The 26,046-nt window shown below is 54.7% G+C and carries 25 protein-coding genes, 1 pseudogene and 1 riboswitch; of the genes and pseudogenes, 13 read left to right on the top strand and 13 right to left on the bottom strand.

Annotated elements, in window-relative coordinates; all coding sequences use genetic code 11:
- Position 1: 1 nt before the first annotated feature.
- Positions 2 to 1,057 (bottom strand): cobalamin biosynthesis protein CobW, encoded by a 1,056-nt coding sequence (cobW, locus tag GOV88_RS07870; protein ID WP_171240063.1) that lies wholly within the window; start codon positions 1,055 to 1,057, stop codon positions 2 to 4.
- Positions 1,054 to 1,443, bottom strand: a complete 390-nt coding sequence (locus tag GOV88_RS07875) for a DUF1636 domain-containing protein (protein WP_171122041.1) — start codon at positions 1,441 to 1,443, stop codon at positions 1,054 to 1,056. Before GOV88_RS07875 ends, cobW begins: the two co-directional genes overlap by 4 nt.
- 84 nt (positions 1,444 to 1,527) lie before the next feature.
- Positions 1,528 to 1,737: riboswitch (cobalamin riboswitch) on the bottom strand.
- Positions 1,738 to 1,875: 138 nt separating this feature from the next.
- Between GOV88_RS07875 and GOV88_RS07880 the strand changes: the two genes are divergently transcribed.
- The 3 genes from GOV88_RS07880 to GOV88_RS07890 all read left to right on the top strand — a co-directional run bounded on the left by GOV88_RS07880 (position 1,876) and on the right by GOV88_RS07890 (position 5,538).
- Positions 1,876 to 2,832 carry an NAD(P)-dependent oxidoreductase gene (locus GOV88_RS07880; RefSeq protein ID WP_171240064.1) on the top strand — a complete coding sequence of 319 codons (957 nt, stop codon included), beginning with the start codon at positions 1,876 to 1,878 and terminating at the stop codon, positions 2,830 to 2,832.
- Between the two features lie 1,084 nt (positions 2,833 to 3,916).
- Complete coding sequence (locus tag GOV88_RS07885; protein WP_217358915.1) at positions 3,917 to 5,269, top strand: DEAD/DEAH box helicase; 1,353 nt, start codon at positions 3,917 to 3,919, stop codon at positions 5,267 to 5,269.
- A 59-nt stretch (positions 5,270 to 5,328) separates the two neighbouring features.
- Positions 5,329 to 5,538, top strand: coding sequence for a cold-shock protein (locus GOV88_RS07890; protein WP_170329064.1), 210 nt, complete (start codon positions 5,329 to 5,331; stop codon positions 5,536 to 5,538).
- A gap of 128 nt (positions 5,539 to 5,666) precedes the next feature.
- Here GOV88_RS07890 and GOV88_RS20735 read toward each other — a convergent pair whose 3' ends face one another.
- The 3 genes from GOV88_RS20735 to GOV88_RS07905 all read right to left on the bottom strand — a co-directional run bounded on the left by GOV88_RS20735 (position 5,667) and on the right by GOV88_RS07905 (position 6,982).
- Positions 5,667 to 5,813 carry a DUF1660 family phage protein gene (locus GOV88_RS20735; RefSeq protein WP_170329066.1) on the bottom strand — a complete coding sequence of 49 codons (147 nt, stop codon included), beginning with the start codon at positions 5,811 to 5,813 and terminating at the stop codon, positions 5,667 to 5,669.
- A complete protein-coding gene (locus GOV88_RS07900; RefSeq protein ID WP_170329068.1) occupies positions 5,797 to 6,030 on the bottom strand; it encodes a hypothetical protein in 234 nt (77 codons plus the stop codon). Before GOV88_RS07900 ends, GOV88_RS20735 begins: the two co-directional genes overlap by 17 nt.
- A gap of 718 nt (positions 6,031 to 6,748) precedes the next feature.
- A complete protein-coding gene (locus tag GOV88_RS07905) occupies positions 6,749 to 6,982 on the bottom strand; it encodes a hypothetical protein (protein WP_170336649.1) in 234 nt (77 codons plus the stop codon).
- 135 nt (positions 6,983 to 7,117) lie between these two features.
- On the opposite strand from GOV88_RS07905, the gene GOV88_RS07910 reads away from it, so the two are divergent.
- The 9 genes from GOV88_RS07910 (at position 7,118) to GOV88_RS20740 (ending at position 13,791) form a co-directional block, all read left to right on the top strand.
- Entirely contained in the window at positions 7,118 to 7,870 is a 753-nt protein-coding gene (locus tag GOV88_RS07910) for a Crp/Fnr family transcriptional regulator (protein WP_171240065.1), read from the top strand.
- Positions 7,871 to 8,317: 447 nt separating this feature from the next.
- A complete protein-coding gene (locus tag GOV88_RS07915; protein WP_170329073.1) occupies positions 8,318 to 8,626 on the top strand; it encodes a hypothetical protein in 309 nt (102 codons plus the stop codon).
- Positions 8,627 to 8,629: 3 nt separating this feature from the next.
- Entirely contained in the window at positions 8,630 to 8,983 is a 354-nt protein-coding gene (locus GOV88_RS07920) for a hypothetical protein (RefSeq protein WP_170329075.1), read from the top strand.
- A 214-nt stretch (positions 8,984 to 9,197) separates the two neighbouring features.
- A complete protein-coding gene (locus GOV88_RS07925) occupies positions 9,198 to 9,827 on the top strand; it encodes a hypothetical protein (RefSeq protein WP_254449191.1) in 630 nt (209 codons plus the stop codon).
- Between the two features lie 92 nt (positions 9,828 to 9,919).
- Complete coding sequence (locus GOV88_RS07930) at positions 9,920 to 11,119, top strand: DUF1611 domain-containing protein (RefSeq protein ID WP_170356898.1); 1,200 nt, start codon at positions 9,920 to 9,922, stop codon at positions 11,117 to 11,119.
- Positions 11,116 to 12,237, top strand: coding sequence for an alanine/ornithine racemase family PLP-dependent enzyme (locus GOV88_RS07935; protein ID WP_170486376.1), 1,122 nt, complete (start codon positions 11,116 to 11,118; stop codon positions 12,235 to 12,237). The genes GOV88_RS07930 and GOV88_RS07935 overlap by 4 nt, the downstream gene beginning before the upstream one ends.
- A gap of 164 nt (positions 12,238 to 12,401) precedes the next feature.
- Positions 12,402 to 12,536, top strand: a complete 135-nt coding sequence (locus GOV88_RS20610; RefSeq protein ID WP_256367863.1) for a hypothetical protein — start codon at positions 12,402 to 12,404, stop codon at positions 12,534 to 12,536.
- 79 nt (positions 12,537 to 12,615) lie between these two features.
- Positions 12,616 to 13,188 carry a hypothetical protein gene (locus GOV88_RS07940; RefSeq protein ID WP_170336663.1) on the top strand — a complete coding sequence of 191 codons (573 nt, stop codon included), beginning with the start codon at positions 12,616 to 12,618 and terminating at the stop codon, positions 13,186 to 13,188.
- A gap of 297 nt (positions 13,189 to 13,485) precedes the next feature.
- A complete protein-coding gene (locus GOV88_RS20740; RefSeq protein ID WP_170486377.1) occupies positions 13,486 to 13,791 on the top strand; it encodes a hypothetical protein in 306 nt (101 codons plus the stop codon).
- A 182-nt stretch (positions 13,792 to 13,973) separates the two neighbouring features.
- Here the strand turns inward: GOV88_RS20740 and GOV88_RS07950 are convergent, their stop codons facing one another.
- Together GOV88_RS07950 and GOV88_RS07955 are read right to left on the bottom strand one after the other, a co-directional pair.
- Entirely contained in the window at positions 13,974 to 16,076 is a 2,103-nt protein-coding gene (locus tag GOV88_RS07950; RefSeq protein WP_171240066.1) for a DUF1214 domain-containing protein, read from the bottom strand.
- 53 nt (positions 16,077 to 16,129) lie between these two features.
- On the bottom strand, positions 16,130 to 17,641 hold the full coding sequence (locus tag GOV88_RS07955) for a DUF1214 domain-containing protein (RefSeq protein WP_217354419.1): 1,512 nt from the start codon (positions 17,639 to 17,641) through the stop codon (positions 16,130 to 16,132).
- Between the two features lie 92 nt (positions 17,642 to 17,733).
- Here GOV88_RS07955 and GOV88_RS07960 point away from each other — a divergent pair, with 92 nt between their 5' ends.
- Complete coding sequence (locus GOV88_RS07960) at positions 17,734 to 18,756, top strand: AraC family transcriptional regulator (RefSeq protein ID WP_170527101.1); 1,023 nt, start codon at positions 17,734 to 17,736, stop codon at positions 18,754 to 18,756.
- Between the two features lie 658 nt (positions 18,757 to 19,414).
- Here GOV88_RS07960 and GOV88_RS07965 read toward each other — a convergent pair.
- The 6 genes and pseudogenes from GOV88_RS07965 to GOV88_RS20745 form a co-directional block, all read right to left on the bottom strand.
- Positions 19,415 to 19,885 carry a hypothetical protein gene (locus GOV88_RS07965; protein WP_170465213.1) on the bottom strand — a complete coding sequence of 157 codons (471 nt, stop codon included), beginning with the start codon at positions 19,883 to 19,885 and terminating at the stop codon, positions 19,415 to 19,417.
- Positions 19,886 to 20,384: 499 nt separating this feature from the next.
- Positions 20,385 to 23,144 carry an AAA family ATPase gene (locus tag GOV88_RS07970; RefSeq protein ID WP_170465211.1) on the bottom strand — a complete coding sequence of 920 codons (2,760 nt, stop codon included), beginning with the start codon at positions 23,142 to 23,144 and terminating at the stop codon, positions 20,385 to 20,387.
- Between the two features lie 241 nt (positions 23,145 to 23,385).
- The gene (locus GOV88_RS07975; RefSeq protein ID WP_171240067.1) at positions 23,386 to 24,045 is read right to left on the bottom strand and encodes a hypothetical protein; all 660 of its coding nucleotides are present in this window, start codon (positions 24,043 to 24,045) and stop codon (positions 23,386 to 23,388) included.
- Positions 24,046 to 24,051: 6 nt separating this feature from the next.
- A complete protein-coding gene (locus tag GOV88_RS07980; RefSeq protein WP_170465208.1) occupies positions 24,052 to 24,282 on the bottom strand; it encodes a helix-turn-helix domain-containing protein in 231 nt (76 codons plus the stop codon).
- Between the two features lie 319 nt (positions 24,283 to 24,601).
- Positions 24,602 to 25,342 (bottom strand): tyrosine-type recombinase/integrase, encoded by a 741-nt coding sequence (locus GOV88_RS07985; RefSeq protein WP_254449192.1) that lies wholly within the window; start codon positions 25,340 to 25,342, stop codon positions 24,602 to 24,604.
- Positions 25,343 to 25,626: 284 nt separating this feature from the next.
- Positions 25,627 to 25,992: pseudogene (locus GOV88_RS20745) on the bottom strand (Arm DNA-binding domain-containing protein); the annotation flags it as partial.
- Positions 25,993 to 26,046: the final 54 nt, after the last annotated feature.

The raw sequence follows: 26,046 nt of genomic DNA on the forward strand, positions 1-26,046 counted from the left end.
TTTACTCGGCGGCCTCTTTCACACCCACAAGGATATCACGGATTTCAGCTTCCTTTATATCGTCATGCTCGGCGATGACGACCAACCGCGAGCGGCGCGCCTCGTCCGGTTCCCAAAGGCGATCATACTGATGACGCACGCGCGCGCCCACGGCCTGCACCAGCAGGCGCATCGGTTTGCCTTGAACGTCGGCATAGCCTTTGACGCGCAGGATGTTCAGTTCAGACGCCAGACGTTCGATTTTGGCCACCAGATCGGCCGGGTCGGCCTGTTCGGGCAGTTCGACGATGATGCTTTCGAAATCGTCATGTTCGTGGTCGTCGTGACCGTCATGATGGCTGGGGCGCGCATCCATGTCATCCTCGGCAGCCGCTTCAAGTCCTAACACAACACGGACGTCCACGGCACCTTCGGCAACCTCAACCACAGGCAGCGGGCGAGGGGACTCGGCGGCGATGATCTCGCGCGCTTTGGCGACGCCTTCGGGACCGGCCAGATCCGGCTTGGTCAGCAGGATGATATCGGCGCAGGAAATCTGATCCTCAAACACCTCGGATAGGGGCGTTTCATGGTCAATCGAGTCATCGGCCAGACGCTGAGCGTCCACGGCCTCGACATTCGGCGCAAAGCGACCGGCAGCCACAGCCTCGGCATCGGCCAGCGCGATCACGCCATCGACGGTGATTTTCGAACGGATATCGGGCCAGTCGAACGCCTTCAGCAGTGGCTTGGGCAGGGCGAGGCCAGAGGTTTCGATCAGGATGTGATCGGGACGCGGCTCCAGCGCCATCAGAGCTTCGATGGTCGGGATGAAGTCGTCGGCCACGGTGCAGCAGATGCAGCCGTTCGCCAGTTCCATGATGTTCTCTGCCGGGCAATCCGGGATCGAGCAGGATTTCAGGATGTCGCCATCGACGCCAACATCGCCGAACTCATTGACCACCACGGCCAGACGTTTGCCCTGCGGGTTCTGCATCAGGTGCTTAACCAAAGTTGTTTTGCCCGAGCCCAAAAAGCCGGTGATCACGGTGACGGGGAGTTTTTCCAAGTTGCTCATTTCTGGGCTCCAATCGGGGGAATGCGGGCCGCGCAGTTTTTGCGGAAATGTTCGGGGCGTTCGCGCCATTTGACTAAGCCGTCTTCGGTCGCAAGGTACTTGGTCGCACCTTCGACGATGGTTTCGACATGGTCGCTTTCATTCAGGTGCTCATACACGAACGTCCAGCGTTCGGGCCCACCGCGTAGAACGATGGAACAGCCCTGATCACAATTCGACAGGCATTCTACGGCTTTCAGGACAACGCCCTCTGGCAGCGTGGCCTGTTCAAGGGCTTTGTGCAGCAATGCGCCGGGCCGCTGCGCGTCGTCCTCGACGGGCAGTCCTCGGCGACAAGTGGTGCAGACCAGCAGCTCGACTGGTGCAGTATCGGTCACGTCTCTCATCCCCCCAAATCCTCTTTGTGGGGGACGGGGTCTCATGCGGGCCACGCGTTGCGACATGGACCCGACACCGGAACACCCCGTCCGGTTACATCTTCGGGCGTTGGCAGGTCTCCCGGCTTGCGGATATCGGGGCATAGCCCTGTCAGATGTCCCGCCTTCCCGACCTTTTTGGCCAGTGGCTTTGGGCACCCTCTCCGGTCACGGTCGCGGGGGCGGCTGTGTTTCACGGAAGATCCGCTGACACATTCCCTTTTCATCCATCCTCAGATGGACACCAACGGATCGGACATGCGGCACCCGGCAGGGGATTGTCAAGCGACTCGCAGATATCTGCGCTACCAGAGTGAAAAAGCGACCTGACAGCGTCGCTGGGCGGCATGACTTGGGGGCAAGCGTCATGCTGCCATGCCCTAAACAAGAGAGGTATGTCGCATGAAGGTAGGCTTTATCGGGCTGGGCAATGTGGGTGGCAAACTGTCGGGATCCTTGCTTCGCAACGGGATCGACCTGACCGTACATGATCTGAATCCCAATCTGGTCGCTGAATTTGTAGCGCGGGGTGCAAAGGCCGCCGAAAACCCTGCGCAGTTGATGCGCGACTGCGATGCGGTCATTACCTGCCTGCCATCACCCGCCGCGTCGGATGCGGTGATGCAAGAGATGCTGCCCAATGTCCGTACCGGCAAGATCTGGATGGAGATGTCTACCACCGACGAGGCCGAGGTCAAACGGCTAGGTGCCCTTGTTATCGAGCGCGGGGGCGCAGCGGTGGATTGCCCTGTGTCGGGCGGGTGCCACCGCGCTGCGACGGGCAACATCTCGATCTTTGCGGGCTGTGACCGGAATACCTTTGAGCGTATCCTGCCATTTCTGACGACAATGGGCCGGCGTATCCTGCACACCGGTGATCTCGGCTCGGCCTCGGTGCTGAAGGTCCTGACAAACTACCTGGCCACGGCGAATCTGATCACTTGCGCCGAAGCATTGGTTACCGCCAAGGCGGCCGGTATGGACCTGAATACCACGTATGAGGCCATCAAGATCTCTTCGGGTACATCCTTTGTCCATGAGACAGAAAGCCAGGTCATTTTGAACGGATCGCGGGATATCTCATTCACAATGGACCTTGTGAAAAAGGACATCGGTCTGTTTCAGGAGGTGGCAGACCGCGCCGGTGTTCCGCTTGAAATGAACCCGCTGATGATCCGCATTTTTGACGACGCCATCGCACGTTACGGAGAGCGGGAGCTTTCGCCGAACATCATCCGGCGCCTGGAGGATGCGACTGGGCTGGATGTCAGCGCCCCAGGGTTTCCACCCGAGATGGAAGACGATGAACCCGAAGAGCCAGGTTACGAGGTCGTCCCTCAGGGTCGCAACGCCGTTTAGTTATTCATGAAGTCCGTCACCTTGCCGCCGCGCGCTTGTCCACCGGGCGCGCAGCGGTCCTCCTGTGGGCAGGATCGCTCTTCTAGCAACAGAAGCAGGGTAAGGCCTACGGGAACAAAAATCCCATTTCTTGATGGGTTTAGGCGCGGGGAGGGCGCTATTGCCTAAGTGCTAAACTCGAGCACCACAGAGCTAAGTCGATGATTTAGAATAAAATGGAGGCGAGTACCGGAATCGAACCGGTGTACACGGATTTGCAAGCGGTGAGCCTTTATTCACATATTGTTACAAATGCCTTTGTTTCCGGGGTTTTGCAACGTACCGGCGCGCGAAGAACAAAATACTTTCCGCAGAATGGGACTTTAGCGTTTCTTATGGACCAATTTCCGCAGAGAGCGGCGATTGCGCGCCTAAGACGAATCAAAATATGGATTTTGCAAGTAGTGCCCTCGTTCCAAATTCCGTTGCTAAGGGTTGTGGATCAACGTCTGGTTCTTAAAGGGGGGACGGTTAGATCCTAGACTGACGCTGGCTTGTTCTGGTCTATTGCTGAGTGATTTCTGAACGCCGCTTAGCTGACATCTAGCCGAAAACCTCAGGCGACTGCCTTGAGCCCATGCCGCGAGCGATCTGCGCAAAAAGTTCGTGGATGCAGCGACGCAGTCGACCAAGTTTTCCAGCTTCGCCGCAGAAGAAACAGCGGTCGTTCATGCAAAGCGCAGCAAATTTTGTGGAAGCAATGTTTGAGTTGCGGACAAATCCGCCACTCCGTTCGCCGAGGACATGGCGGCAATCAGCAAACCGGACATTCAATCCAAGACTTTGCTATTCCGGCCTTGCGGACAAACGTAACCTTGGCAAATGTCTGCTCTTAAATGAGTTGTTGCTTTCTTAACCTTTGCCCTGTAGGTGAGTCGCAACGCCGCGTGTGGATGACCAAATCAGCGGCAAAGTATTCTCGCCCGTGATTCCCAGATCGTTGTCTTGAATAGCTCCTTGAGAGCAACGAAACGACGGCGGCTATTTCATACGAGCTTCCCAGTAGATTAGAGAGACCAAGTGCCGATAGCGGTGAACCGCGTTTATGGCACGAGACCAAACGCTTTTGACGACATTTGACACCCTCGGCCTTGCCGAGCCCATCCTGAAGGCCATCAAGGCTCAAGGATATTCGACCCCTACGCCCATTCAGGCCAAGGTCATTCCGCTGCTGCAATCTGAGCGCGACGTGATCGGCATTGCCCAGACCGGCACAGGAAAAACCGCCTCATTTGTATTGCCACTGTTGCATCGGATTGAGCGTGAGAGATCAAAACCCGCTCCGAAACAGTGCACGACATTGATCCTGACGCCGACGCGCGAGCTTGCGGCGCAGATCGTGGACAACATCCGCGCTTACAGCAAGTTCAGCCAGATCACGGCGACACTTGTTGTCGGTGGCGTACGCCCCGGCGGGCAGATCAAGGCTCTCAGCGGCGGTGTGGACATTGTGGTGGCAACACCCGGACGCCTGCTCGACCACCTTGGCACAGGCGTTATCAACCTGTCCGCAACCAAAGCCATTGTGGTGGATGAGGCTGATCAGATGCTGGATCTGGGCTTTCTGCCCAGCATTCGCAAGATCATGGCAAAACTGCCCGAGGCTCGCCTGACGGCACTGCTTTCGGCAACAATGCCGGGGCAGATCAGAAAACTCGCTGATGACTTCCTGAACGATCCGGCAGAGGTTCAGGTGGCGACTGTTTCAAAGCCGATTGAACGGATCGCGCAGAGCGTCCGGCATGTGGCCAAGCAGGACAAACGCCGTGTATTGGCAGACATTCTGTCGGACAAGGACGTGCATCGCGCCGTTGTTTTCACGCGCACCAAACGCGGGGCTGACAACGTCTGCAAGTATTTGTTTGCCGCCGGGATCAACTCAGCATCCATTCACGGGAACAAAAGCCAGCCTCAGCGCGAACGCGCCATGGCGGGGTTCCGGACAGGGGCGACCACCGTCCTTGTGGCAACCGATATTGCGGCACGGGGCATCGACTTCGACGATGTGTCTCATGTGGTGAATTATGAGCTTCCGAATGTGCCGGAATCCTACGTGCATCGCATCGGCAGGACCGCTCGCGCAGGCAGAACCGGCACCGCAATTTCACTGTGTGATCGCGAAGAGATGCCCCTCCTGCGGGATATCGAAAAGCTGATCGGCAACAGGCTGCCAAATGGCGATGAAACGCAAGCCGAGCCTGCGAAACGCAGTCGGGTTGCACAACCGCAAAAGCCCTGTGCTGCCAAAATTGCGCCGTCGCCAAAACCGCGAACGGTTGGTCACGCAACGCGTCAGCGGAACGGGCACCAAAAACACAAGATCGACCCCGCCCAAGCGCAGGACGGTCTTATGCGAATGCTCTCCAATATTGGTGAGTTCACCCAACCTGCTGCCTAACGCAGCAAACAGCCCCGGCCAATCCCGGCGGGCGCACATGTCATTGAAAGGATAATCTCATGACGACCGGAACAGTAAAATGGTTCAACGAAACTAAAGGCTACGGCTTCATCGAATTGGATAACGGTAGCGGCGACGCATTCGTGCACATCAGCGCGGTTCAGCGCTCCGGCCTCGACAGCCTGAAAGAAGGCGCAAAGGTCGGCTTCGATCTGAAAGAAGACCGGATGCGCGGCAAGACGTCCGCCGAAAATCTGCAATTGCAGTAAATTGCTTTTAAGCAACTCCACTCAGCGGCCATATTGGCCGCTGAGTGGTAGATCCTGAAATCGCAAACACTGTCTTTCGCTGCTTTTCGAAGCAATGGCGCGATTGGATCTGTGTTTCCTACCCCCCTTTAGTGAACTTCATTGCAGTGGATATCTCCACCCACCCCGCAGCGAAGACAATGATGAAAGGGGTAGGTCGATGCCCAGCGAACGCGCCACTTGTGCCCAAATATCCTGCAAAAAATCCGCTTCATACCGTCACCCTTTTTGATCATCTTCAAATTCCTGCAATACTTTTTTACCCAACGCGGTGATGCGGTATGTTGTACCTTGTCCGGATTTTGGTGAATCTCGCGTAGCCAGTCCTTCCGAAACTAAGCGTTCGAGCTGAAATGTAACTCGGTCTTCGACATCGCCACTGACCAGCGACAACGTGTGTCCGCCTGATATAACCAGGGTTTTCAGAGCGGTAATGTCACTACGCGATCTCATGGCAACGCCTCTCCTTGACTGCGCTTTCGGGGTGGCTATCCGCCGATACGAACCCCTGCGACTTCACAACAACTACACTATACGGAGATGCGTAGAACGGTGCAGAGAATTTGTTAGGCCGGCTTGCATCTGCGGAATTCACACGAACTCCAACATCCATTCCGAGCAAACAAAGTTCAATGGCCGAAATGCACCGATTGCTCCGGTTAGAACACCGCGCGGCATTGGTCAAAAAGGGCTCCCTGCCGACATCAGAGGCAACGCAGTATCAGCTGTCGCATGGCGAGAGGATACATCACGGACGGCCCAAAGGAGACATCCAGTGCACCCCTCGGATGCTGCTGCTGCCTGCGTTCCTGCCGTTCGCTGCGCAAGCGAAATCTGGGCTTTGGTGAACTCACGGTAAGCTGGCTTTGCCGTCTTTCGATCTGGAGCCTTCGCTAAAGCAGCACTTGCTCGCGGTCGCGGCATACTTATTGTTGCGTCGCGGCAAGTGTCACCAATCAGGTCATTCGCAGCCGTTGTATTTGCGTTAACGGGAACCGTACCTTCGCCGCGGCTCGGTCGGACGAGCAAGACGCGGGATATGGCAAGTATTGAAACATTGGTTTTTGCTTCGTGTTTGAACTGATTAGAAACGAGACGCCAATTTTGTGTCTTCTTGCTGTTAAGCTTTTTTGACGAGCATAATCTTGTTTTTCCGATACGGGACTTTATGCTACTGCCGAACCCGATAGCCGGAAGCAATGATCCGGTTAATGAGAAAGGCGACGGCCTGGTGCATATCCTTTTCATCGTTATTGCCGACCGCTGTTTCGTGGGCAGCAGCTGCGTCACGCAGAACTCCCACAATTTCATGTTCGGGCAGGAGCTCACGATCTTTGATTGCAAGCAAAAGCGCTTCACAAATTGAGAGTGCGGCCATTCCAGAGTGGTCTTGCCGGTCAGCCATGGTAGACGTCCTTTTTTAACAGGCGTCCAAGCAAGGAAGCGCCACAATGAATTGCATCATACTGGCATAGATTGCTGTATACTTAACTGATCGAAAGCAGTCTTGGCGTCGGATAGTTTCGCGGGCTGCTCATCGATGAAGGAAGAACACTTGCGCACTATCAAAAACAGTCCACTCACCCGAAAGCTTTCAAACTTCGTCGCTCTTACTGAGGTTGAACTTGCGGCATTGGCACGCCTGCACAAGCGTCGCAGAACCTTTGAAGCCGGACGTGACCTTGTGCATCAAGGGCAATCAGAGCAGGCTGCCTACATTCTGGCCTCGGGCTGGGTTTGTTCCTACAAAACCCAGACTGACGGGTCGCGTCAGATCGTCGATTTCCAAATACCGGGTGACTTTCTGGGCTTGCGAAGCGTTCTGCTGCACACCTCGGATCACAGCATAGAACCAATCATGGAAATCCAAGCCATTGAAGTAGTAGTGGATGATCTCCTGGACGCATTTGCGCAAACGCCCCGGCTGGCGACAGCAATTCTTTGGGCGGTCTCTCGAGATGAAGCGATGGTGGTTGAGCACCTGGTCAACATAGGACGGCGAGATGCGGGTGAGCGCATGGCGCATTTTCTATTGGAACTTGGTGTGAGGCTGTCTCAGGTCGGGATGGCAAGCAAGACGGGATACGCCTGCCCACTGACACAATACCACCTTGCCGATGCACTGGGACTGAGTGCCGTACATGTTAATCGTGTCCTACGGCAACTGCGGGAGAAGGGGCTGGTTACTTTTCAATCCGGGCAAGTGGTATTTGATGATTATGAAGGACTGGTGACGTTGGCCGGTTTTGACCCCACTTATCTGGATCAGGCCGGGCCACTGTTGAAGCAATAAGTTCACCCCTACAGCGATGCCGGGATTTTGATGATCGTTGCCTGTTAGAGACGGAATTCGCTTCGGCAGATTTGGGATTTCACTGAAAAAGAAGCGCAAGATAAATACAGTCCGATTGCGGTACTGGATTTCCTGCGCTTCTCAATTACTCGTTAAGAACACGCCAGCAAATATCCCGCCAACACACATCACGTTGCCGGAATCCAAACATCGTTGCACTGACGCAGGTTAGTCAATTTTTGGCAGTGTGCCTGATCCTCGGGCACCAAATGCATTTGAGATTCCAATAAAATCTCAGGTCATTGGCCGCCGACTAACATCGATCAGCGCGCGCCTGACATTTGCACATTATTCTAAATTACAACGCCAGTACTACCGCGGCGCTTACGAGCGTGTACCGCGGCAGACTGCGCGGGGAAGATCCAACAAACTAAATGGAGGACAAAGGTGAGCACAAGATCGTCCAGTTCTTTGGTGACGTTTTCAAATCCGTTCTCTTTGTCCGGCTACCCGGATGTACTTCCTGCAGGCGAGTATGAAGTAGTTGTCGAAGAAGAGCTACTGCAGGGCCTGAGTTTCGAAGCCTATCGCAGAACCGGAACCTACCTGACAGTTCGGGGCAAAGGCAGCAAGCCAGGCCGCACGGAAATGCGCCCAATTGACCCAGAAGATTTTGAACTGGCGCTTAAGCACGACCAGACCTTGGCCACATCTAACAATGACAGCGATGCGGCGCTTTCCCCGCAGGAGGAATAGATTATGAACACGCCCGAATGGCTTAAACCCGGAATCTACGGTGCTCTGATCGGCGGGGTTTTCGTAGGCGTCGTTGGATTTTCATGGGGTGGATGGATGACCGGCGGTAGCGCGGACAAGATGGCCAACGCCATGTCCCGCGACAATGTAATCGCTGCGTTGGTTCCGGTCTGCGTCGACATGGCGAGAACTGACGCCCAACGCGCCGAAAAAATAACGACGATCAAAGAGGCTTCTTCTTTCAAGCAGAAGGATGCCGTCATGGCGGCTGGCTGGGCAACGGTGCCGGGATCCCAAACTCCTAACAAAGACCTGGCGCAGGCCTGTATCGAGGGGCTGAACCTGGATGGATCGTAACTCAATCACTCAACATTCGGACAACGCCGTTTGCATCAGGGCAAATCGAAAAAATCAGTACCGGTTTTGCGCTCACTTAATGGCTGCGTTGTTTGTTGTCGTCTTCAGCAGTTTGGCGGGCTCCTTTATCTCATCAAGTCCCGCATCGGCCGAAACAAATTCGATCCCGGATAACGCGCATCCCAAAAAGTATGGCGACGGTTGGAAATGCGATTTGTCCTATCGGTTGAAAGGCGAAGAATGCGTGGCCATTGTCGTGCCGGGAAATGCCTACCCCACAAACAGAACCTATGGCTCAGGGTGGGCATGTATGCATGGCTTTGTTGAAGTTGGCGGCACCTCATGCACTGAAGTGATTGTGCCTGAGGGTGGATATCTCGATCCATCAGGTGAGAGGTGGCGGTGCCTGCGTGGATACACAAGAGTAGACGATAGCTGCCAGAAAATCGTGGTGCCGGATAATGCTTACCTGACGAATAGCACTTATGGATCTGCATGGCGTTGCAACCGTGGCTACGAAAAAGACGGAGAAGCATGCGTGGCAGTAGCGGTGCCGGAAAACGCTTTTCTGAACGCATCAACCAGCGGGCGTCCCTGGACGTGCGAGCGTGGGTATTTTGAGCGCGACGGACGGTGCGATGCCGTCTTTGTGCCTGAAAATGCTTTCTACGATGACGCGATCCATGGAGTTGGATGGAAATGCGAACGTGGCTACGAGGCGTCCGGTGATCGCTGCAATGCAATCGAGCTACCGGCAAATGCCCATATCGACCGATCCGGCAATGGGTGGCAATGCCACAAAAACTATCATCGATCAGAAGGGCTGTGTGTTCTGAACCAGTGAGAATTCAGACAGAAAGCCCACTTTCCCAAACTTCACAATTTTTGCCCGTCCTTACCAAGGACGCGCGTTTCACACTCTAAAAAGGAACAAATATGAAACCCGTACCCATTGCGTCGGATGCCAAGCAGTTCATTGCCAGCGACGCGCAAAAGCTGGCGCCTGAACAAGCAGTTTTTCCAGAGCTTCACCGCAAGACACTCGTGACAGATACACCGACTGCAATTGTGTATTGCGAAGGAAACTTCGCAAAGATCGATGGCAAGACGGCTAATGGTCTCGTTCGACATTCACAGGCCTATCGCGTTCTTTCGGTGATCGACAGCACGTATGGCGGTTGTGACAGTGGCAAAGTGCTTGATAATATCGCAAATCAGGTTCCCATCTTCGATGATCTTGATGCCGCCGTCGCTAATGAAGCTACGATCCCCGACACTTTTATTTACGGAATGGCGCCGGCCAGCGGCAGAATGTCCCTTGAGGATCGCGAAGTTGTTTTGGATGCGATAACGCTCGGAATGAACATCGTCAGTGGGCTGCATGAATTTCTTAGCGATGACAAGGAGCTCGCCGGATTTGCCAAAATTCACGATGTCACGATACGCGACATTCGCAAGCCGCGGCCAAATCCCGACCTGCGCCTGTTAGATGGCAGTATTGGAGACGTCCAGGCGATCCGCATCGCGGTGTTCGGCACCGATTGTGCAATTGGAAAGCGTACAACCGCGACAATCCTGACCGGCGCACTTAACGCGCATGGGATCAAAACAGTTTTGGTCAGCACCGGCCAAACTGGCTTGATGCAGGGCGCCAAGTATGGTGTCGCGATGGATTCGGTGCCGCCGCAATTTTGTTGTGGCGAACTTGAGCGCGCTGTCGTTGCGGCATCCGAGGGTGAGCACCCGGATGTAATAGTGATCGAGGGCCAGGGCGCGCTAAGCCATCCGGCTTTTTGCACATCAGCCTTCATTCTGCGAGGCAGTCAGCCACATGCAGTTATTCTTCAACACGCGCCTAAACGAAAACGTCGATGTGATTTCCCCAACATGACTATGCCCGCCCCTTGCGATGAAATCACCCTGATCGAGGCATTTGCGAACACAGAGGTAATTGGCATGACGATCAACCATGAAGGAATGAATGATGTTGAGATTTCAAAGGCCATCACAGACTACAACTGCAAATTGTATCTCCCGGTCACTGACGCATTGAACCGTCCTCCAAAAAACTTGGTGAATATGGTTCTATCTGCCTTTCCGCGCCTGCAACCCGTACGTGTTACGACGATTGAATGAGCAAGCTGCGTATCGACGTTGATCTGGACAAAATTCGGTACAACACACGGTTCCTGGTCGACCACCTTAGACCCCGCGGAATATCGGTGACAGGTGTGACAAAAGCCGTTTGCGGTCATCCTGAGATTGCGAATGCTATGCTTGAAGGTGGCGTGACAGGGCTGGCGGACGCGCGGATCAGCAATATCATGCGTATGCGCGATGCTGGAATCTCGTGCTCCATATCCTTGATCCGAACGCCCATGCTGAGCCAGGTCGCGCAAGTCCTTGATAACTGCGATGTCAGCTTCAACACTGAGATGGACATTATCGCCAGCCTGGCCATCGAGGCGCTGGGGAAGAACATTACTCACAATATTATCCTGATGGTGGAAATGGGGGATATGCGGGATGGCATCTTGCCTGAACACCTTGAAAGCACTGTGTCTCAAATTCTTAGAATGGAAGGGATTTCTCTGAAGGGGATTGGCGCAAATTTTGCCTGTCTGGGTCATGTGGCACCCTCTGCAGGGGCAATGGAATTGCTTTCGTCGCTTGCCGCCGACACCGAACTTGCAAGTGGACCCGCTCTGGAAACAGTGTCAGGCGGCGGCTCTGCCAGTTTGCCATGGGCGCTTGGCAAGGGGGCGACCGGAAAGATCAACAACCTGCGTCTGGGTGAGGCCATCCTGCTGGGTACCGATCCCGTTTCGGGATACGCGATCGACGGGCTTTACACAGATGTTTTTACGCTTTGGGCGGAAGTGATCGAAACGAAGACCAAATCAAATCCAAATCCCTTGCAAATGAATTATCCTATACCTTCAATGCAGTGTGTGACTTTAGACAGTCCTTCGAATACTCGGTCGATCCTTGCGATCGGACTCCAGGACACTGATGCGGCGGGTCTAATATTCCCTGCTGGCGTCACGTTCGTCGGAGCCACCAGTGATCATATCGTTGTAGAAAACACCAATTGGCTGCTTCGCCCTGGTGGCGAGGTGAAGCTGAGAATGAAGTATAGCGCGCTCTCGCGCGGCATGGCTGCACCCGATGTAGCAAAAGTCTTCCATGGTGATAGCGCTTTGGTTGACTGCAACGCAGCGAACACTGATCGCCCATACTCGAATCGAAAATAGCGCGCCAAGGTGCCGCCGCCTCGGTTCTGCTTCAGCCATCCGTCTTATTCTACGGCTTTACGTAGTAAATGAGGCACCCAATCCCTATATTGGACGTAGCCGCATTCACTTTTCACACCCTATCTGGGCTCGTGGGTGTTGCGGACAATCAAAGGATCAAAATGATGTCTTTCAAAGACCTGACGACCAGAGCGGCTGCCGCACTGAAGGAAAACGATGCGGACGCGCCGAAAAAAGAAGTTACGTCTGAAGCGCCTGACGTCGTCCCCGAAAAACCAAAGCCTAAACCTCAAAACTGATAATACCCTGCCGGGAGTGGGTGGCTTGTTCTTGTCTGCATCTCCGAGCGAGCGGTATCAGCAAAGGAGAATTACCCAAATGAACCAGATAATCAGCAAGACAATCGCAGTCTTTTCCAGGCCGTTTACTTTCCCTGGCTTCGACGAATTACTCCCGGCAGGCGAGTACGACATAGAAACTGAGCTTTCCGCACCACCAGATTATTCGGACCCAGAAGCCTGGAAGGCCTCGGTGTTAATCTGTCTGCATCCACGGAAATCTTACCCCGGTCTGGCGCGTACCTTGACCGTTTCTCTTACTGATTTGGAGAGAGCCCGCGCAAAGGATAAATTGTCTTCAAAGCAGTTGTCGCAGTTCTTGCTCGACCAACTTTTGGCCGATCCCATGGTGCAATTGATTATGGAAGCGGATGGCGTTTCAGAGACTCAACTTCGGCACCTCTACTCGGAGTCGCTCATCTCTGAGGCAGACGACATATCATCAGATCAACGAGCCCTACCGCGAGGATGCGGAAACGGTTCTCGGTATACTTTCGCTGTCCAAGCTGCTGAGAACGAAGGAATGCCGGTTCGTCCTATTAAAACCCCTCGGATTACAGGCCGTCCCATTGGACAGACTGAAATGGGCAGCTCCTTCAATCTCAAGGCTTAGGGCTCGGAACTTTCTTTTCCAGTCGCTGTATAAACCAAAACAGAAATCGAGGCTAAGAACTGATGGAAGACTCCGACGACGAAGCAGATACGATCATGGCTCGCGCCCACAATGACGTGCCGCAAGAACGCCCGTGTCTTCGTTGCAGAACTCCATTCTGGAGCGAAGGGTTCGGAGAGCGGATTTGTCGACGCTGCAAGGGGTTGAACGCGTGGCGAAATGGCGTATCGGAAAGCCCTGGGTTTGCTCGGCGTCGCTGATGTACTGACATGTAGTGGTTCCGATGTGATCTGACAGTTGGCCGTTTTTCCTGTGGTGTATGCCAGATTAAGTTTGGTTCCGGATCTTTTCCTTCCTGATCTCTTTGCTCTCGATCATGGTCTGGAAGGGTATTCTTCTGCAACACATTTTGCCCTGATGAGTGTGCTCTTGGTTGTAGTGGTGCAGCCATTCTTCCAGATCGGCTTGCAGCGAAATCTGCGCCGCGAGCGCACGCAAAACAATTATGCTATGTCCGAGTTGGACTCGAAGCGGACTTGCGGCGACGCAGCAGATCGCATCTTGACCCAGATCCAAAAGCAGACGTTGCAAAAATCGAGTTGATCTGGTGTTTTTACGGACTTGGCCCAATAAGCCGCCAGTCAATTTTAAGAAGCTGTCGCTCGCATAATTCAGGCTGATCGACCGCTTTGAGCCCAAAGCGGCCGGTTTTGGAGACGCCCCAATTTCTTGGAGCGTCCATGTTCGCCATAAGACATTTGCTCGTCTAGCCTAAACTTCCAAGACTACTCCACGAGTTCCAAATCACCGGGCCGCCAGCTTTTGTCGAACCATGGTTCAAGCGGCCCGTAAAGGCGCATCATAACATTGAAGCTTCGACCGGGAACTGTTTGCGCCCAGTTGTTTTCCCAACCTTCCGGCGCTTCCGGTCCAAAATAGATGCTGAAGCTACCATCGTCGTTCGGCTTTATTCCGGGCCGGTTGGAGTCGATCCCTCCGGATTGTTGGTCTGTTTCCAAGATCGAACGAGTCTGCCCACTATAGAGCATGAATGACGCAAAGTCCTTGGCAGGGACCGGCGCGGGAAGCGTTACCTTATAGGTCTTTGAACCATCCAGATACTCCCCATCTTTGTCGCGGGCCGTCATTGCATACACCGACCCGGTGCCAACCGGCGGCGCAGTCATTGCAGGTGTGATACCTGTCGCCATGTAAAAGAAGTATGTCCGATCATCCAGAATACGCGCGCCATCCTCAAGGAACAGATAGCTCTGGCGTTGGAACGGCGAGTTCCATTGACGATCTTCATAGAAGTACACCCCCGGATCCCGTGAGGCATATGTGATCGCACGCGCTGTCGCGTTTGCGATGGCTGCTGCTTCTTTGAAGATTCCCTTCATTCTGGCGTCCGGTTCGAACGGTTCGCCTTTTTTGATGCCAATGGAAGCAAATGTCCCAACAATTTCTGGATCAAAAGCGCCGACCGGATTGTTATCCAAGGCTACATGAATCTCCTCGAAGAAGTCTTCGTTGTTGGCATGGACTGTGTTGTGCTGAACGCCGGAGATATTGATGAAGTTCTCCGATGGCGGATTGTCGGCTGCGCTGAGCGGATAGATGTTCAGCCCTGCCTTGATCTCTGCAACTGGTCCTGTTGTGTCACCATCTGCCCCGGGGGAGCGACGCAGCAGCAACCAGTGTTCATTTGTTCTTGTACGAAGTTCAAAATATCCTTCTGGCACTGCAGTTTCATCGTCGTGATGCATCAACAGGTATTTCCCGCCTTCGCCTTTGTCTGCACCAAGCGCGCCAATGTCTGCGACGTAGTCGAACCCTGCGTCGTCCAACAGGCCCAACATGCCAGCGGGCACCTCTATGACCATAGGACCTTCGGAGATATCAACGTTGGAACCAACGTAAATAGTCGTTGTATTAGGCGTCAGCCAGATTGATCTGGCATCCAGAAGATTTTCTGCAATGACGACATCATTGGGTTGTGCGCCTACATCTTCATAGCCTTGAAACATTCCACGCAGAGACGCGATTTTCATGCCATCAAGAAAAGCAGTCGTTGCGCGCATCAAGTCCAGATTGTCGAAGACTTTCTCAACCGTATCTGGTGAAGGCATGCCATCGAAAAACTCAAGTGTGCCAAGTGTCTCTGTTTTCACTCTGTCCGGTGTCAAAACGTTTTGCGGTACGATTGCGGCGAACTCTCTGTCTGATTGTGGAGGCAATGCAACTTGTTCGTTTGCGCCCTCGTTTTGTTGAATCATATCTTCGTTCAGCAAAACGAACTCCACGCGCCGGTTCAGCGCGCGTCCTTCCTCGGACAAGTTCGAGGCAACAGGCGCGATTGGACCTGCTCCCATGGCGACCAGACGTTCCGCCGCGACGTTGTAGGGTTCGCCCATCAGTGCATTGCGTACGGCCGCAGCACGGCGCTCAGCGAGGTCAATGTTGTATGCAAAGTCACCCACCGAGTCCGTATGGCCCACGATCGCCAGTCGCATTTCAGGCAGCGTCGCCATCGCGCTGGCAACTTTGAACAACACCTCGGGTGACGTGCCGGTTAGCGCGTCACTGTCGGTCTCAAAAAAACCGCCGCTCATTGAGACGCGACCATCTTCGCGCAGAGCGGACACAACCGCTTCATCTGTCAGTTCACCGACCGCTCGTGCTCTTTCTTGGCCAAATTGTTGCGCCTTAAGCGGTCCCGTGTTGACTGCGAGTGCAATCGCAATCGCTGTCATACAAGTCTTAATGTTTCTCATTTTGAAACTCCCATTTTCATTGCCTTTATGCGCTTGTCGCGACTTGGCACTTTGGTGTTTGTTGTGGAGAGACGGTGTCCCGAGGCATACACCGCCTCTCCAATTACTGACCAATTGGTTTGTGCCAATACCGGTCAGTGTCCGAATTCAATTGCGAAAAGTTTCAGCTACTCGACCTTCTTGAGATCTCCGAGCATCCAGCCGCTTTCCAGCCAGCCCTCTTCAGGGCCGTAGAGGCGGAACAGGAGGAAGTAGGGCTCGGTGGTTGGGATCCAGTTGCTTTCCATGCCCTCTGGCGCTTCAGGCCCGAAGTAGATGTCGTAAGAACCATCTTCGTTTGCTTGCATCGTGTCGGTGTCGCGCTCGGAAAGTCCCACAGGATCGACGTCGCGGATGAAACTCTTGGTCTCCATCGAATAGACAATGACTGACCAGAAATCCTCGGCGGGTGTGTCCGCTGGCACGTTCAGCTTGTAAGTCTGATTGTGGTCATACATCTCGCCTTCGCTGTCGCGCAGACCAGTTAGGTAGAACGTCCCGCCGCCAAGTTGTTTCGGCAAATAGGTAATCCAGAAGTAGCTGCCGCCGGCACGGGCATCGACAAGCACTTCGGTTTCAGTTTCGTAAGGAAACCCAAGCTCGGCCTGACCCTCTGCAAAGTCCCAGATAAGCCATTGGCTTTTCATGTCGCCGTTTTCGTCCACCCATAGCGGCAACATCGCTTTGCCTGGCGTCACAAAATAATGTTGCATGGATGCATAAGCCAGCAACAGACCTTCCTCCATTGCCTTCACCTGAAGTTCGGTTGGCTCGAACGGCTTACCCTTCTCAATCCCGAGATCCTTCAGAAAGTTCACCATGACTTTGTCTTGAGGACGGATTGGGTTGTTCTGGACGTAGTCGTTTAGGTCCTGAAAGAAGGTTTCGTTGTAGTACGGCAGGGAGTCGTAGGGAACCTCAGAGGCTTCATGATAGGTGTTCGGTGGTGGGTTGTCGGCTTCTGACAGGTAGTAGACTTTTATCGTCTGTGCGTATTCAGCCGCGTCCGCATCAGTCGCGCCGTTGGTCAGCTTTGGGCGGAATGAAAACCCGTATTCGTAAGTGTCTGTCTCGAACGGCAAGTATCCCGCGTCAGTCAGTTCCTCGATTGACATGTCGCCATCATAGTCGGGTGGCAGCATGAGATATTTACCACCTTCTCCTTCGTCGAACCCGTCCGGACCAACATCGGCAATCGGGACATCCCAGGCGTTTACAATCGTACCGAAGTAATTGACCTTGTCTGTTGCTGCCGGAACTTCGATCACCAAAGGCCCGGGCTCAGATGTCATGGACGCCCATGCGTAAGCTGTTACATCATTGGCCGTCAGAAACCCGTGTTTGGAGTCGAACGGTTTGTTGAGATACACAATGTCGTTGTAATCCCCGCCCAGATCTCGGCGAATACCTTTCAGGAAGTCGATCATGCCTGCAGCAGGCATGCCCCAAATCGCGGTTTGCGTCGCGCGCTGCACCATTATTTTGTATTCGATGTCTTCAACCTGCGCCGAGCGCGCGAGAATGTCGCCCGTGTCGTTAAATTCCTGCGCCTCGACCTGAGCAGCGGCGCCGCCGACGCAAATGGCCGCAACTAAACACTTGGTCGATAAGTCTGTGAACAATGTGCCCATCTGTTTCATTCGTGACTACTCCCTTGAGGTTTTCGCGAGACTTGCACATCCGAAACGCAGATGCGTATCATTTCACGACAGGCGCATTTCCGGAGAACTCAATGGCACTGCCACCGATGATTTCAGCGAAGGCGCTTGGTGCGATGCCGCAGTTTGTCCATGAGGTCGCTGGAGAAAAAAGATTAGCGAAGGCCATGGATGTCGCTGACCTTCCATATCACTTTATCGAAGAACGGTCGGGATACATTTCCGAGCATTCGCTGGCGACATTCGTCGAGGAGGCGGTTCGATTGGCGGGCCATCAAAACATTGGCTTGCTTTGGTCTCCTTACCTAACGGTCGCAGACTACGGGCTTTGGGGAGAGTATGTCCTGTCCGCGCCTACGTTGGGTAACGCGCTACGTCGCGCAACATCGGTTATGCCTTTGCACTCATCAGTTGATCGTGCATGGCTGGAAGCCTCTGGCCGACGTTCGCGCTATTGCTACAAATTCGGAATGCCGGAGCACCCCGCTTACGCCGATATAGCTTTTTCCGCGATCGGCGTTTTCCTAAGTATTTTTCGCGAGTACCTAGGTAAGGAATGGACGCCTACGGCAGTTCTCTTGGATTTTGCAAAAGTACCGAACTCGGTCGAAGTCGAAGACACATATGGGTGTCCCATAGTTTGGAACGCACCAAGGTTGGGTGTGGAATTCGAAAGCTCATTGCTTTTGGTCGAGAACAGAAGGCAATATCGCGTTCGCGGTTTTGTGACGGTTGACGATGTTGCGAGGGAACGCGTCGGCGGACCACCTGAAACAATAGCTGGTCGGGTTGCCGCAATAGCCCGACAGCAACTCCACCACAAAGAAATCTCGGTTGATGCAACCGCTCGCGCACTCGGGCTTGGTGTTCGCGCTCTTCAAAGGAAGCTCGAGGAAGAAGGCGCGCAATTCCGTCGCATAGTAACCGATGTTCGCGTAAGCCGGGCGAAAGAGTTACTTTCATTGCAGTCTGGCACCATCGCCGATATTGCTACTGCGCTTGGATACGAGACAGCCAACAACTTCAGCCGTGCATTTAAGACCGCCACTGGTGTCTCGCCATCTGAGCACCGAATTCTTGGGCGCGATAGGTTCTAAACCTTCTGAAACCGCTCCAGTACCACCGACTGCTTCGTCCGCATGTAAGACGCTCGAAACTGGCGCAGCGAAAGTCCGGATTGAATTTCGGCCATTTTGACTATTCTGAACGACCGCTTTCGGGAAATCGTGCCGCAGCGCCGCATAATGTTGAGCGACTAGGCCAACCTGGAGTCATGATGTTCGCCGTACCCGCATTGGTCGCCTTCGTCACGCAACTCGGACAGATTTGCCATCTTACCAAGACTCTGATTGCGTTAAGAAACAGACTTTCCAGCTCAAAGCCGCAGCTGGGCGACTTGAAGTTACCAGGTCACAATCTGTTACGTGAAAATTCGGAGTCATATTTTGTGCGGCTTTGGTGCTCGCATCCGATTGTGGTGATCAGGGGGTGGCCAGGGGACGGGTGCCGATATGCAGCTCTGCGCATGGTTCGATATGTGCACGGAGATGAAGTCCGTGAGCAATCTGGGTGTTTAGGCGAATAAGCCACTGAATCTTATTATCAATTACACTGGTGTGATTTGAGTTCTAGAGCAGATTCCGCAGAAAAGGTCGTTTCACAGTGCTTACCGGGCGCTTCAGCCTAGAAAAGTCTTGGTGAAATGCCCTCCAATGTCGCTCTAGGGTCCATGACCTGAATAATGTGTATTTGAAGCTAGGATCGGTTCAACAGCAACTCTAGATGGGCGCGGTAGGACCTGTGGTCGATGCGGTTTCGAAAAACATCACGCACAATCATTTCCAGTCTGGGCCTGTCGTAAGGGTCATTCAGCTTCGGGACCATGTTTGCCGCAAAGCGCAGTTCTTGAGGAGTCGGTGGCTCATGGTCAAGGTCTCTGCGGGCCATCTTGCGGGATCGATTCAGTTCGCGCTTCTTCTTTCCGTTTTCGGAGGTGCGCGGTTCCCGTTTTTCTTTGACGTTGCCTGAGTGATACCAGCAGAAACCGCCCGGAGATTTGCCCCATGCGGCTCTGCCACAGGTGTCGCGGGCACAGGTCGCTGGCGAGTCAGGCCCGCCGAATTGGGTCCTGCGCCGGTTTTCTTCCAAGGCCCGCAGGGTGTTGGGATGCGGGGTCCGCTTGGGGGCGGCTGTGGGGTTCTTAGACACCGTTATTGCCTCACTCATCCCTTTCTCTGTTTATGGCGTCGCTATGTGTGATTGCCTGTTGTTTGGAGTATGCCACATTGCGGGGTCGAAGCGCCATTGCATGTGCCGGAGGAGGGATTGGAAATTTCAAGTATTCTGATCGGTTTACGGGACTTCAGGATACTATAGATCGTCCAGTCTGTTCGGAGCTGTCAGTTTTCAGTTGGCAGCCGTCTATGACCAAGGAACTTTGTGTATCTGATCTGCGACTGAACTGTAGCCAACCTAAGGTTAGTGTCTCCGACTGTCCAAACGGCTTTCTTCTTGCTGACTTTGAGAAGCGCTGTTCGTGTTCTGTCCAAAAGACTGTCCAAATGCCGGGTTCTACCCATTTGAGCCATAAAAATATGGTGTTCACGCATGGACAGTGTCCCTAGGGGGAAACCTAAAGTTTCCTCCCCTAGGTGGACTGTCCAAAAATTCGAAGGATGTAGTATTGGAATTTGAACAGTCCGTGTTTTGCAGGTAAGGCCAGGCATCAAAACTCGTCTACTTCGTCCAACCGCGCCTGACCGGCCTGCGTCAAGAACCGGCGGACGGTGCGGTTCTTGCCGGTCACATCAATCAGTCCGTCCTCTCGCAGATCGTTCAACTTGTTCTGCATTGTCCCGCGCGCAACGTTCTGTCCATCCGCCGCAAGGGCATCCGTGAGCCCTCTGACAGACACCGCCGCGTCTTTCTGAATTTCTTTCAAAATGCGCGTTCCTAGATCATCAGCGGCGAACTGTGCATGACCTCGCGTCATAGGTTCCGCCCGGACGCTTTCTTCAACATCCCCGTCCCCATCAATCACGGATGGGTCGGACAAAGGCTTCAGGCGAAAATATACGTCCGGCACGGGTTTGGACCGGCGCTTGCTGAGATGCGCCTGAACGATACCGCCCGGCAGCACTGCAACATTCAGGTTGCTGTCAATCGCGCCCCAAGAGGAAGACGCACCACGCGGACGCATTTCCCGAAGCCGCCGCTGCGGTTCCAACTTGGCACATTCAGCAGAGGGATGGGCCAGCACCACCACCGCAGGATTGCCCGGGCCGTTGGCGACCCTGCCGAAGCTGTCGAAGTACCGCTGCATCTGTGTGTTGTCGTTTTCGCTTTCACCGCTGAAATGCGCTGCCAGCGTGTCCACCACAATTAGCCCGTAGTTTTTCTGGCTGGTGTAGAACAGAACCTTTTCGGCGTGGTCTGCGAAACTGAAACCGCCTTTACGAATATCAATTGGGACGTTCCTCGGGTCGATCCCGCGTTCGAGGCACATCAGCACAATCCGCGCACGCACGTCCGAGTAATTCTCCCCCGCGAAATACAAGACGGGCATCGGTTCCAACTGCCGCCCGTGAAACACTTCGCCCAGTGCCACTGCAAACGCCACTTCCAACGCAATGGCCGTCTTGCCGCCATTTGGGTTGGCAGTCACCGCGTTCACGGTCTGGCAATACCAGCCTAACGGCTTCACCACCGATTTGCGGGGCTTAACGCTGTCTATGAAATCCGCCATGCTCTGGACGCCCAGCGGGCCATACGCGCCTTTGTCTGTGCTGGACAATCCATCCGCAGTACCGGTCCCTAAAGCAACCAATGCCCGGTTTGCCTCGGCCAGCCGCGCTTTCTGCGCCCCCAGCCACTCGCCCACAGAAAGCGGCGCACCTTCGGGCTCTTGCTTCGCCGCAATCTTGCGCAACCCGTCCAGATGCGCGGGGTCAGGCGCATCGAATCCCGGCAAAGGCTGTTCGCCGAACTCCACAACGGCTTGCGCCGCGCGTGCAATGGTTTCCACCTGTGAGCGCCGCAGAGCCTGCTCCTTGGCCCGGGCATTCACGGACACACCGCGTCCGACCAGTAGCGCCAGAGCCTCTGTCACGACCCCCTGCGGCACTCCCAGCACACGAACCACACGGTCGAGGTCCAGTCCGCCCTGAACGGCCCGCGCAATGTCCTCCGCTGCGTAGTCGTTCATGTCGTAAAGAATGCCGCCGTGGGCTTTGGAATTGATCTTGGGACGACCGACAGCGGCATTTGCATATATCTTGGCAGTCTGGCGTCCGTAGCCCGGTCCCTCAATCGGATCGGCAATCGGGACTCCATCCCACGAAGTTAGGTTTTCCAGCACGTCCAGAACTGTCGGCTTACCCAGTTTGCTGTCGTTCAGCGGTATCAGTTGTTCCGCCAAGTCCAGCTTGCGGTACTCCATGATGAAAGCCAGCGATGCCTGTGCTTGTGCAATGGTCACGCCGTGGCTCTGGGCGCGTTCCGCGACCCATTTATCTTTGCGGCGCGTAATCTCGGCCTGAATCTCTGATGAAGCCACCGCCGCGTCCCAAAGTTGCGCGACCTTGCCCGCCGCAGCTTCTTTTAGTTGGGTCTTCACGTCGAAGACTTTCACCGCGCCACGCTGAAGCTGTCCCATGCGTCCGGTCTGTTTCAGATGCTCCGCAGGATCCAATGTCGGCGGGGCCTCATAAATCGGTTGCTGCGGCATCCATATTGTATGGTCAATAATGGACCACTTCAAAGCGCGACCACCGCCAACAACCCGGGCATACCCAAGTCCCGCCTCCCAAAGTCGGTCCCGAACAGTCTTCATAAAATGCTCTGCGTCTTGACCGTCGGACAGGACCACGTATGCATGCTCACCGCCGCCGGGGTAAGTCTCACCATCCCGGTTGTCGATGATACCGGAAGACGTGCTGGGGCGGCGCAAAACCTCCACGTCCTTTAGTTCTGGCACGGCATGGCAGACGGCCTCCCACGGCCCACCCAGCGCCTTCACCCGGTCCCTTATGTGCCTCGGGTATGACTTTTCGTCGAAGTCGAAAGGTTGAAGCGCCGGTACACCCGTTGCGTAGGCGAAATCCTCCGCCGTGCGGTGGACGTAGTCCCGACCGTGTTCCCCAGTCCCTTGCGTCCCCTGAAGAACGACAGGCACGTCTGTGTCATCAGGCACACCCTTTGGAAGCCGCCCCATCGACAGAGCCTGAAACTTGTTCAGGCCCTTGATGATGCGCGCGGCGTCGGCAAGCGTATCCGTCTCAGACAGCTTCACGCGCTTGGCGTTGATATAAGATAGTGCTTTCGGGGCTTGCTCGGACTGCCAGTCTCCCCCGGAATTTTCCCGCCGGATTGTTTTGGTGAAAGGTAGACCATCCGTCTTTTCCAGCACGACCAATTCGATGCCGCGGTGGTCAAGAATTTTGCGAGCGCCCGGATTCGACGGCATTTTCTCGTTCTGGTCGGTCATGTGACTACACCTACTGAGAATTCGGGTTTCGGCAAATCAGCCGATTGAAATGAGGTTTGCGTAGGGGTTGTGGTGTTCGACCGCGATCTAAGGCTTGGGCTGTCCGACCGTGAGCCCATTTCGCTCCATCCATGCGAAGCAGCGCCTTCAATCGCAGCGATTGTTGCACACTCCAAAATTCGTCCAAAGGCTCTGGCGTTTGAAAGCTGCGATTTAATGCGCAGGCTATGTGTAAGGTATCTCATTCTTTCGGCTCCCTCTGCTTGCGTCCCGTACCGATTATCTTCGTTCCGGTGGGAGGGGCGAATGGGGATGCGTCCCAAAGCTGTACGCAGTAATTGTAACGACCCTGATGCTTAGTCTGGTCTACCGGCACCCATCGCGGGCGCCATAGCAACTTAATCTCTCCCGCATGATCTTCTCGGGTCAAAAACTCTTCGCGCTTAGCGGCAAATGCCCAGTCAGATCGGCAGAGAAGGCAAACGACACCGCCCAAGGGCATCATTAGCGACAGCGCATGCGTCAGGTGGGCGTCAATCGCATTGAACGGAGGATTCATTACAATCGCACCGATGCCTTCCGGCGGCTCTGCCGCCTTCAGGAAGTCTTGTTGCTTGGTTCCTATGCGACGGGGATAAAGGTCGGACTCAAACACCTCGTGGCCGTAGGACCGCAAAGCGTCGGTCAGATGGCCTTCGCCTGAGTGTGGCTCCCAGAGCCGTGGCGGAAGCCACTGATAATCTTTGAGAGCATGGACCACATGGCAAGCGTCATAGGTCGGATACAAATCGGCAGGTCTGCGTGTGAACTGTTGGTCAAAGCGGGTTCCGCCAGGTCGTTTTTGGCTGGTGACAGGACTGTCTGTGCAGTTGCGCTGCGGGTTGAAGTCGATGATGTCCATATCTATTCATTCCGACCCAAAAGGAACATTGCGCAACGCATTCAGCGACGCTCTGCGGATGCGGGTCGCGCTGCCGATCTTATACGCACTGAGTTCTTTGCGATTGATCATCGCGTACAATACCGTAGCGCCACAGCCCATAATTTTGCGGGCTTCGGCTACCGTTGCGTCGCGCAGGAACTCATCGCGCGCAGCGTCAAAGAAAGGTGTGGTGTCGTGTTTGTGTATCGCATCCATAGCGAAATCCCCTCACAGAGTAGGTTTAAGGATTTGCGATACGCTTCGGCAGGGACTGACGCGCTTGCCTGTCAGTATGCAGTTCGGACTTCCTGTCCTATCTCGTCACCCCCGGCGGGCTTGTTCGGGATCACCATAATGGCTCTTTTTTCATTGGTCGGTGCGCTAGTACCGCCGCCCAAATCACAAAATTCGTGACCGGAGTATTGCAACGTTCGCCGGCGCGCACAAGGGAAAAGTATATAATTGGCAGATGGTTACAATCTGTTACCTCTGTGACAGGAGCGAAGTCATATCAGAGATCGGTATCAAAACGCTGTCAGTTGCTCGAGAGCCGAGTCGGGTTCAATTTGACAACGTTCTGACCTTGCAGGGCGTCGATATGGTGTGCCCAGCGTTGTAACCAATCTCGAGAGAGATCACTAAAGTCTGCGGTTTTGGTGTAGCCACCATCGACCACTTCGTTCTGTGCTTTGGTTCGGTGGTTGGTGATCGCGTTCCGCACGTCGAGTGGGCAGAGGTTCTCTTTCAGCCATGTGAGCCCAGCATGTCTCAACGCGTGAGTGGAGAAGCCATCGGGAAGGTGGGCGTTCTTGCGGATGCGTGATGCCCCGCGAATGGCATTGGCTTTGGCGACGGGACGGGTGTGATCATGTGGGGCTGGGAATACGAACTCGGTTCCTTCCGGCTGGGCATCCTTGATGCGCTTCAGGAGGGCCACAGCTTGATTGGAAAGTTGGATCGTATATCCGTGTTTGTTTTTGGCCCGCGCACTCGGCAGATGCCAGAGGGCATTGTTTAGATCGATTTCCGCCCATGCCGCTTGCGCAGCTTCGCCCACGCGAGTCATCGTCAGGAGTTGCAGGCGCAGGGCGTCGCCGTAAACTTCTTTTTCCAATCCTTCCAAGAAGGTCTTCATTTGGTCTGCTTCGGGGCAGAAGGTCTTGGCCGTGTGTGCGGGCGCCATCGCGCCATCGGTTGGGTTGTGGTGGTCTTGCGGAAGCCATGCTCCGTTGGGGTAGGCGATCTTTGCCGTTCGACCGCAGGCGACGTTAAACATTGTCGACAGAACCGCCCGGACCTTCTGGGCCTCGGCGGTGCGCTATTTGAATGCGCCGCCAGAATGCTACGAATGGTGTCGCCATCAAACTCGGTAGCAGGGGTCTGGCCGTGATGTGGGATAATGTGACGTCGCAGGAGTCGGGCGTCTTCCTTGCCCGACCGCTTGATTGGCTCCCCGGTATGGGCATTAACACCCAGTGCATATTCTGCGATGTACTGATCGCAGAGATCCATCATCGTATAAGTGATTTCAGGTTCCGTCAGGGTCAGGGACTGCCCGGATTTGTGAAGTTCCCGTAGGCGTTGTGCTTCTACTCGGGCTTCAGCTACAGAGAGGTCGCGGGGGAATGCGCCCAGCTTCAATTCTTTCTCCAACCCAACATCGTTGCGGTAGCGGAAGAACCAGACTCGCCCGTCCCGGCGACCATGACGCATCAGAAGCCCCGGGTTGGCCTTGCAAGTCAACTTCCCGCCTGGGGCAAGTTTCTCATACTCTAGATGGCTTCTACCGGCTGCGCTCTGAGGTTGGGCCAAGGCGGCCGCTGCCTGAAGCGCGGAGCGAAGGGCATCGTCCCGGAACTTCACGTCGAGGGCTGCTTCGATGAGTGCAAGGGCCTCGGCCTTCAGTGTACTCGTGGGTCTGTTCACGGCTAGTGTCCTGTCAAATGGTCAACTGCTATTGGGGCAAAGACGTTTTTGCAT

Origin of the sequence: Ruegeria sp. HKCCA5491 (genome assembly GCF_013034565.1) — a bacterium.
In the GTDB taxonomy this organism is placed as follows: Bacteria; Pseudomonadota; Alphaproteobacteria; order Rhodobacterales; family Rhodobacteraceae; genus Ruegeria.

Bases quoted from the DNA above. Each gene is read 5' to 3' on its own strand.
- GOV88_RS07975 (WP_171240067.1), bottom strand. From the start codon at position 24,045: ATGGACATCATCGACTTCAACCCGCAGCGCAACTGCACAGACAGTCCT.
- GOV88_RS07935 (WP_170486376.1), top strand. From the start codon at position 11,116: ATGAGCAAGCTGCGTATCGACGTTGATCTGGACAAAATTCGGTACAAC.
- GOV88_RS20610 (WP_256367863.1), top strand. From the start codon at position 12,402: ATGTCTTTCAAAGACCTGACGACCAGAGCGGCTGCCGCACTGAAGGAA.
- GOV88_RS07960 (WP_170527101.1), top strand. From the start codon at position 17,734: ATGGCACTGCCACCGATGATTTCAGCGAAGGCGCTTGGTGCGATGCCG.
- GOV88_RS07885 (WP_217358915.1), top strand. From the start codon at position 3,917: ATGGCACGAGACCAAACGCTTTTGACGACATTTGACACCCTCGGCCTT.
- GOV88_RS07875 (WP_171122041.1), bottom strand. From the start codon at position 1,443: ATGAGAGACGTGACCGATACTGCACCAGTCGAGCTGCTGGTCTGCACC.
- cobW (WP_171240063.1), bottom strand. From the start codon at position 1,057: ATGAGCAACTTGGAAAAACTCCCCGTCACCGTGATCACCGGCTTTTTG.
- GOV88_RS07955 (WP_217354419.1), bottom strand. From the start codon at position 17,641: ATGAAACAGATGGGCACATTGTTCACAGACTTATCGACCAAGTGTTTA.
- GOV88_RS07910 (WP_171240065.1), top strand. From the start codon at position 7,118: ATGAAGGAAGAACACTTGCGCACTATCAAAAACAGTCCACTCACCCGA.
- GOV88_RS07985 (WP_254449192.1), bottom strand. From the start codon at position 25,342: ATGTTTAACGTCGCCTGCGGTCGAACGGCAAAGATCGCCTACCCCAAC.
- GOV88_RS20735 (WP_170329066.1), bottom strand. From the start codon at position 5,813: ATGATCAAAAAGGGTGACGGTATGAAGCGGATTTTTTGCAGGATATTT.
- GOV88_RS07930 (WP_170356898.1), top strand. From the start codon at position 9,920: ATGAAACCCGTACCCATTGCGTCGGATGCCAAGCAGTTCATTGCCAGC.
- GOV88_RS07900 (WP_170329068.1), bottom strand. From the start codon at position 6,030: ATGAGATCGCGTAGTGACATTACCGCTCTGAAAACCCTGGTTATATCA.
- GOV88_RS07920 (WP_170329075.1), top strand. From the start codon at position 8,630: ATGAACACGCCCGAATGGCTTAAACCCGGAATCTACGGTGCTCTGATC.
- GOV88_RS07965 (WP_170465213.1), bottom strand. From the start codon at position 19,885: ATGAGTGAGGCAATAACGGTGTCTAAGAACCCCACAGCCGCCCCCAAG.
- GOV88_RS07980 (WP_170465208.1), bottom strand. From the start codon at position 24,282: ATGGATGCGATACACAAACACGACACCACACCTTTCTTTGACGCTGCG.
- GOV88_RS07890 (WP_170329064.1), top strand. From the start codon at position 5,329: ATGACGACCGGAACAGTAAAATGGTTCAACGAAACTAAAGGCTACGGC.
- GOV88_RS07970 (WP_170465211.1), bottom strand. From the start codon at position 23,144: ATGACCGACCAGAACGAGAAAATGCCGTCGAATCCGGGCGCTCGCAAA.
- GOV88_RS07880 (WP_171240064.1), top strand. From the start codon at position 1,876: ATGAAGGTAGGCTTTATCGGGCTGGGCAATGTGGGTGGCAAACTGTCG.
- GOV88_RS07905 (WP_170336649.1), bottom strand. From the start codon at position 6,982: ATGGCTGACCGGCAAGACCACTCTGGAATGGCCGCACTCTCAATTTGT.
- GOV88_RS07940 (WP_170336663.1), top strand. From the start codon at position 12,616: ATGAACCAGATAATCAGCAAGACAATCGCAGTCTTTTCCAGGCCGTTT.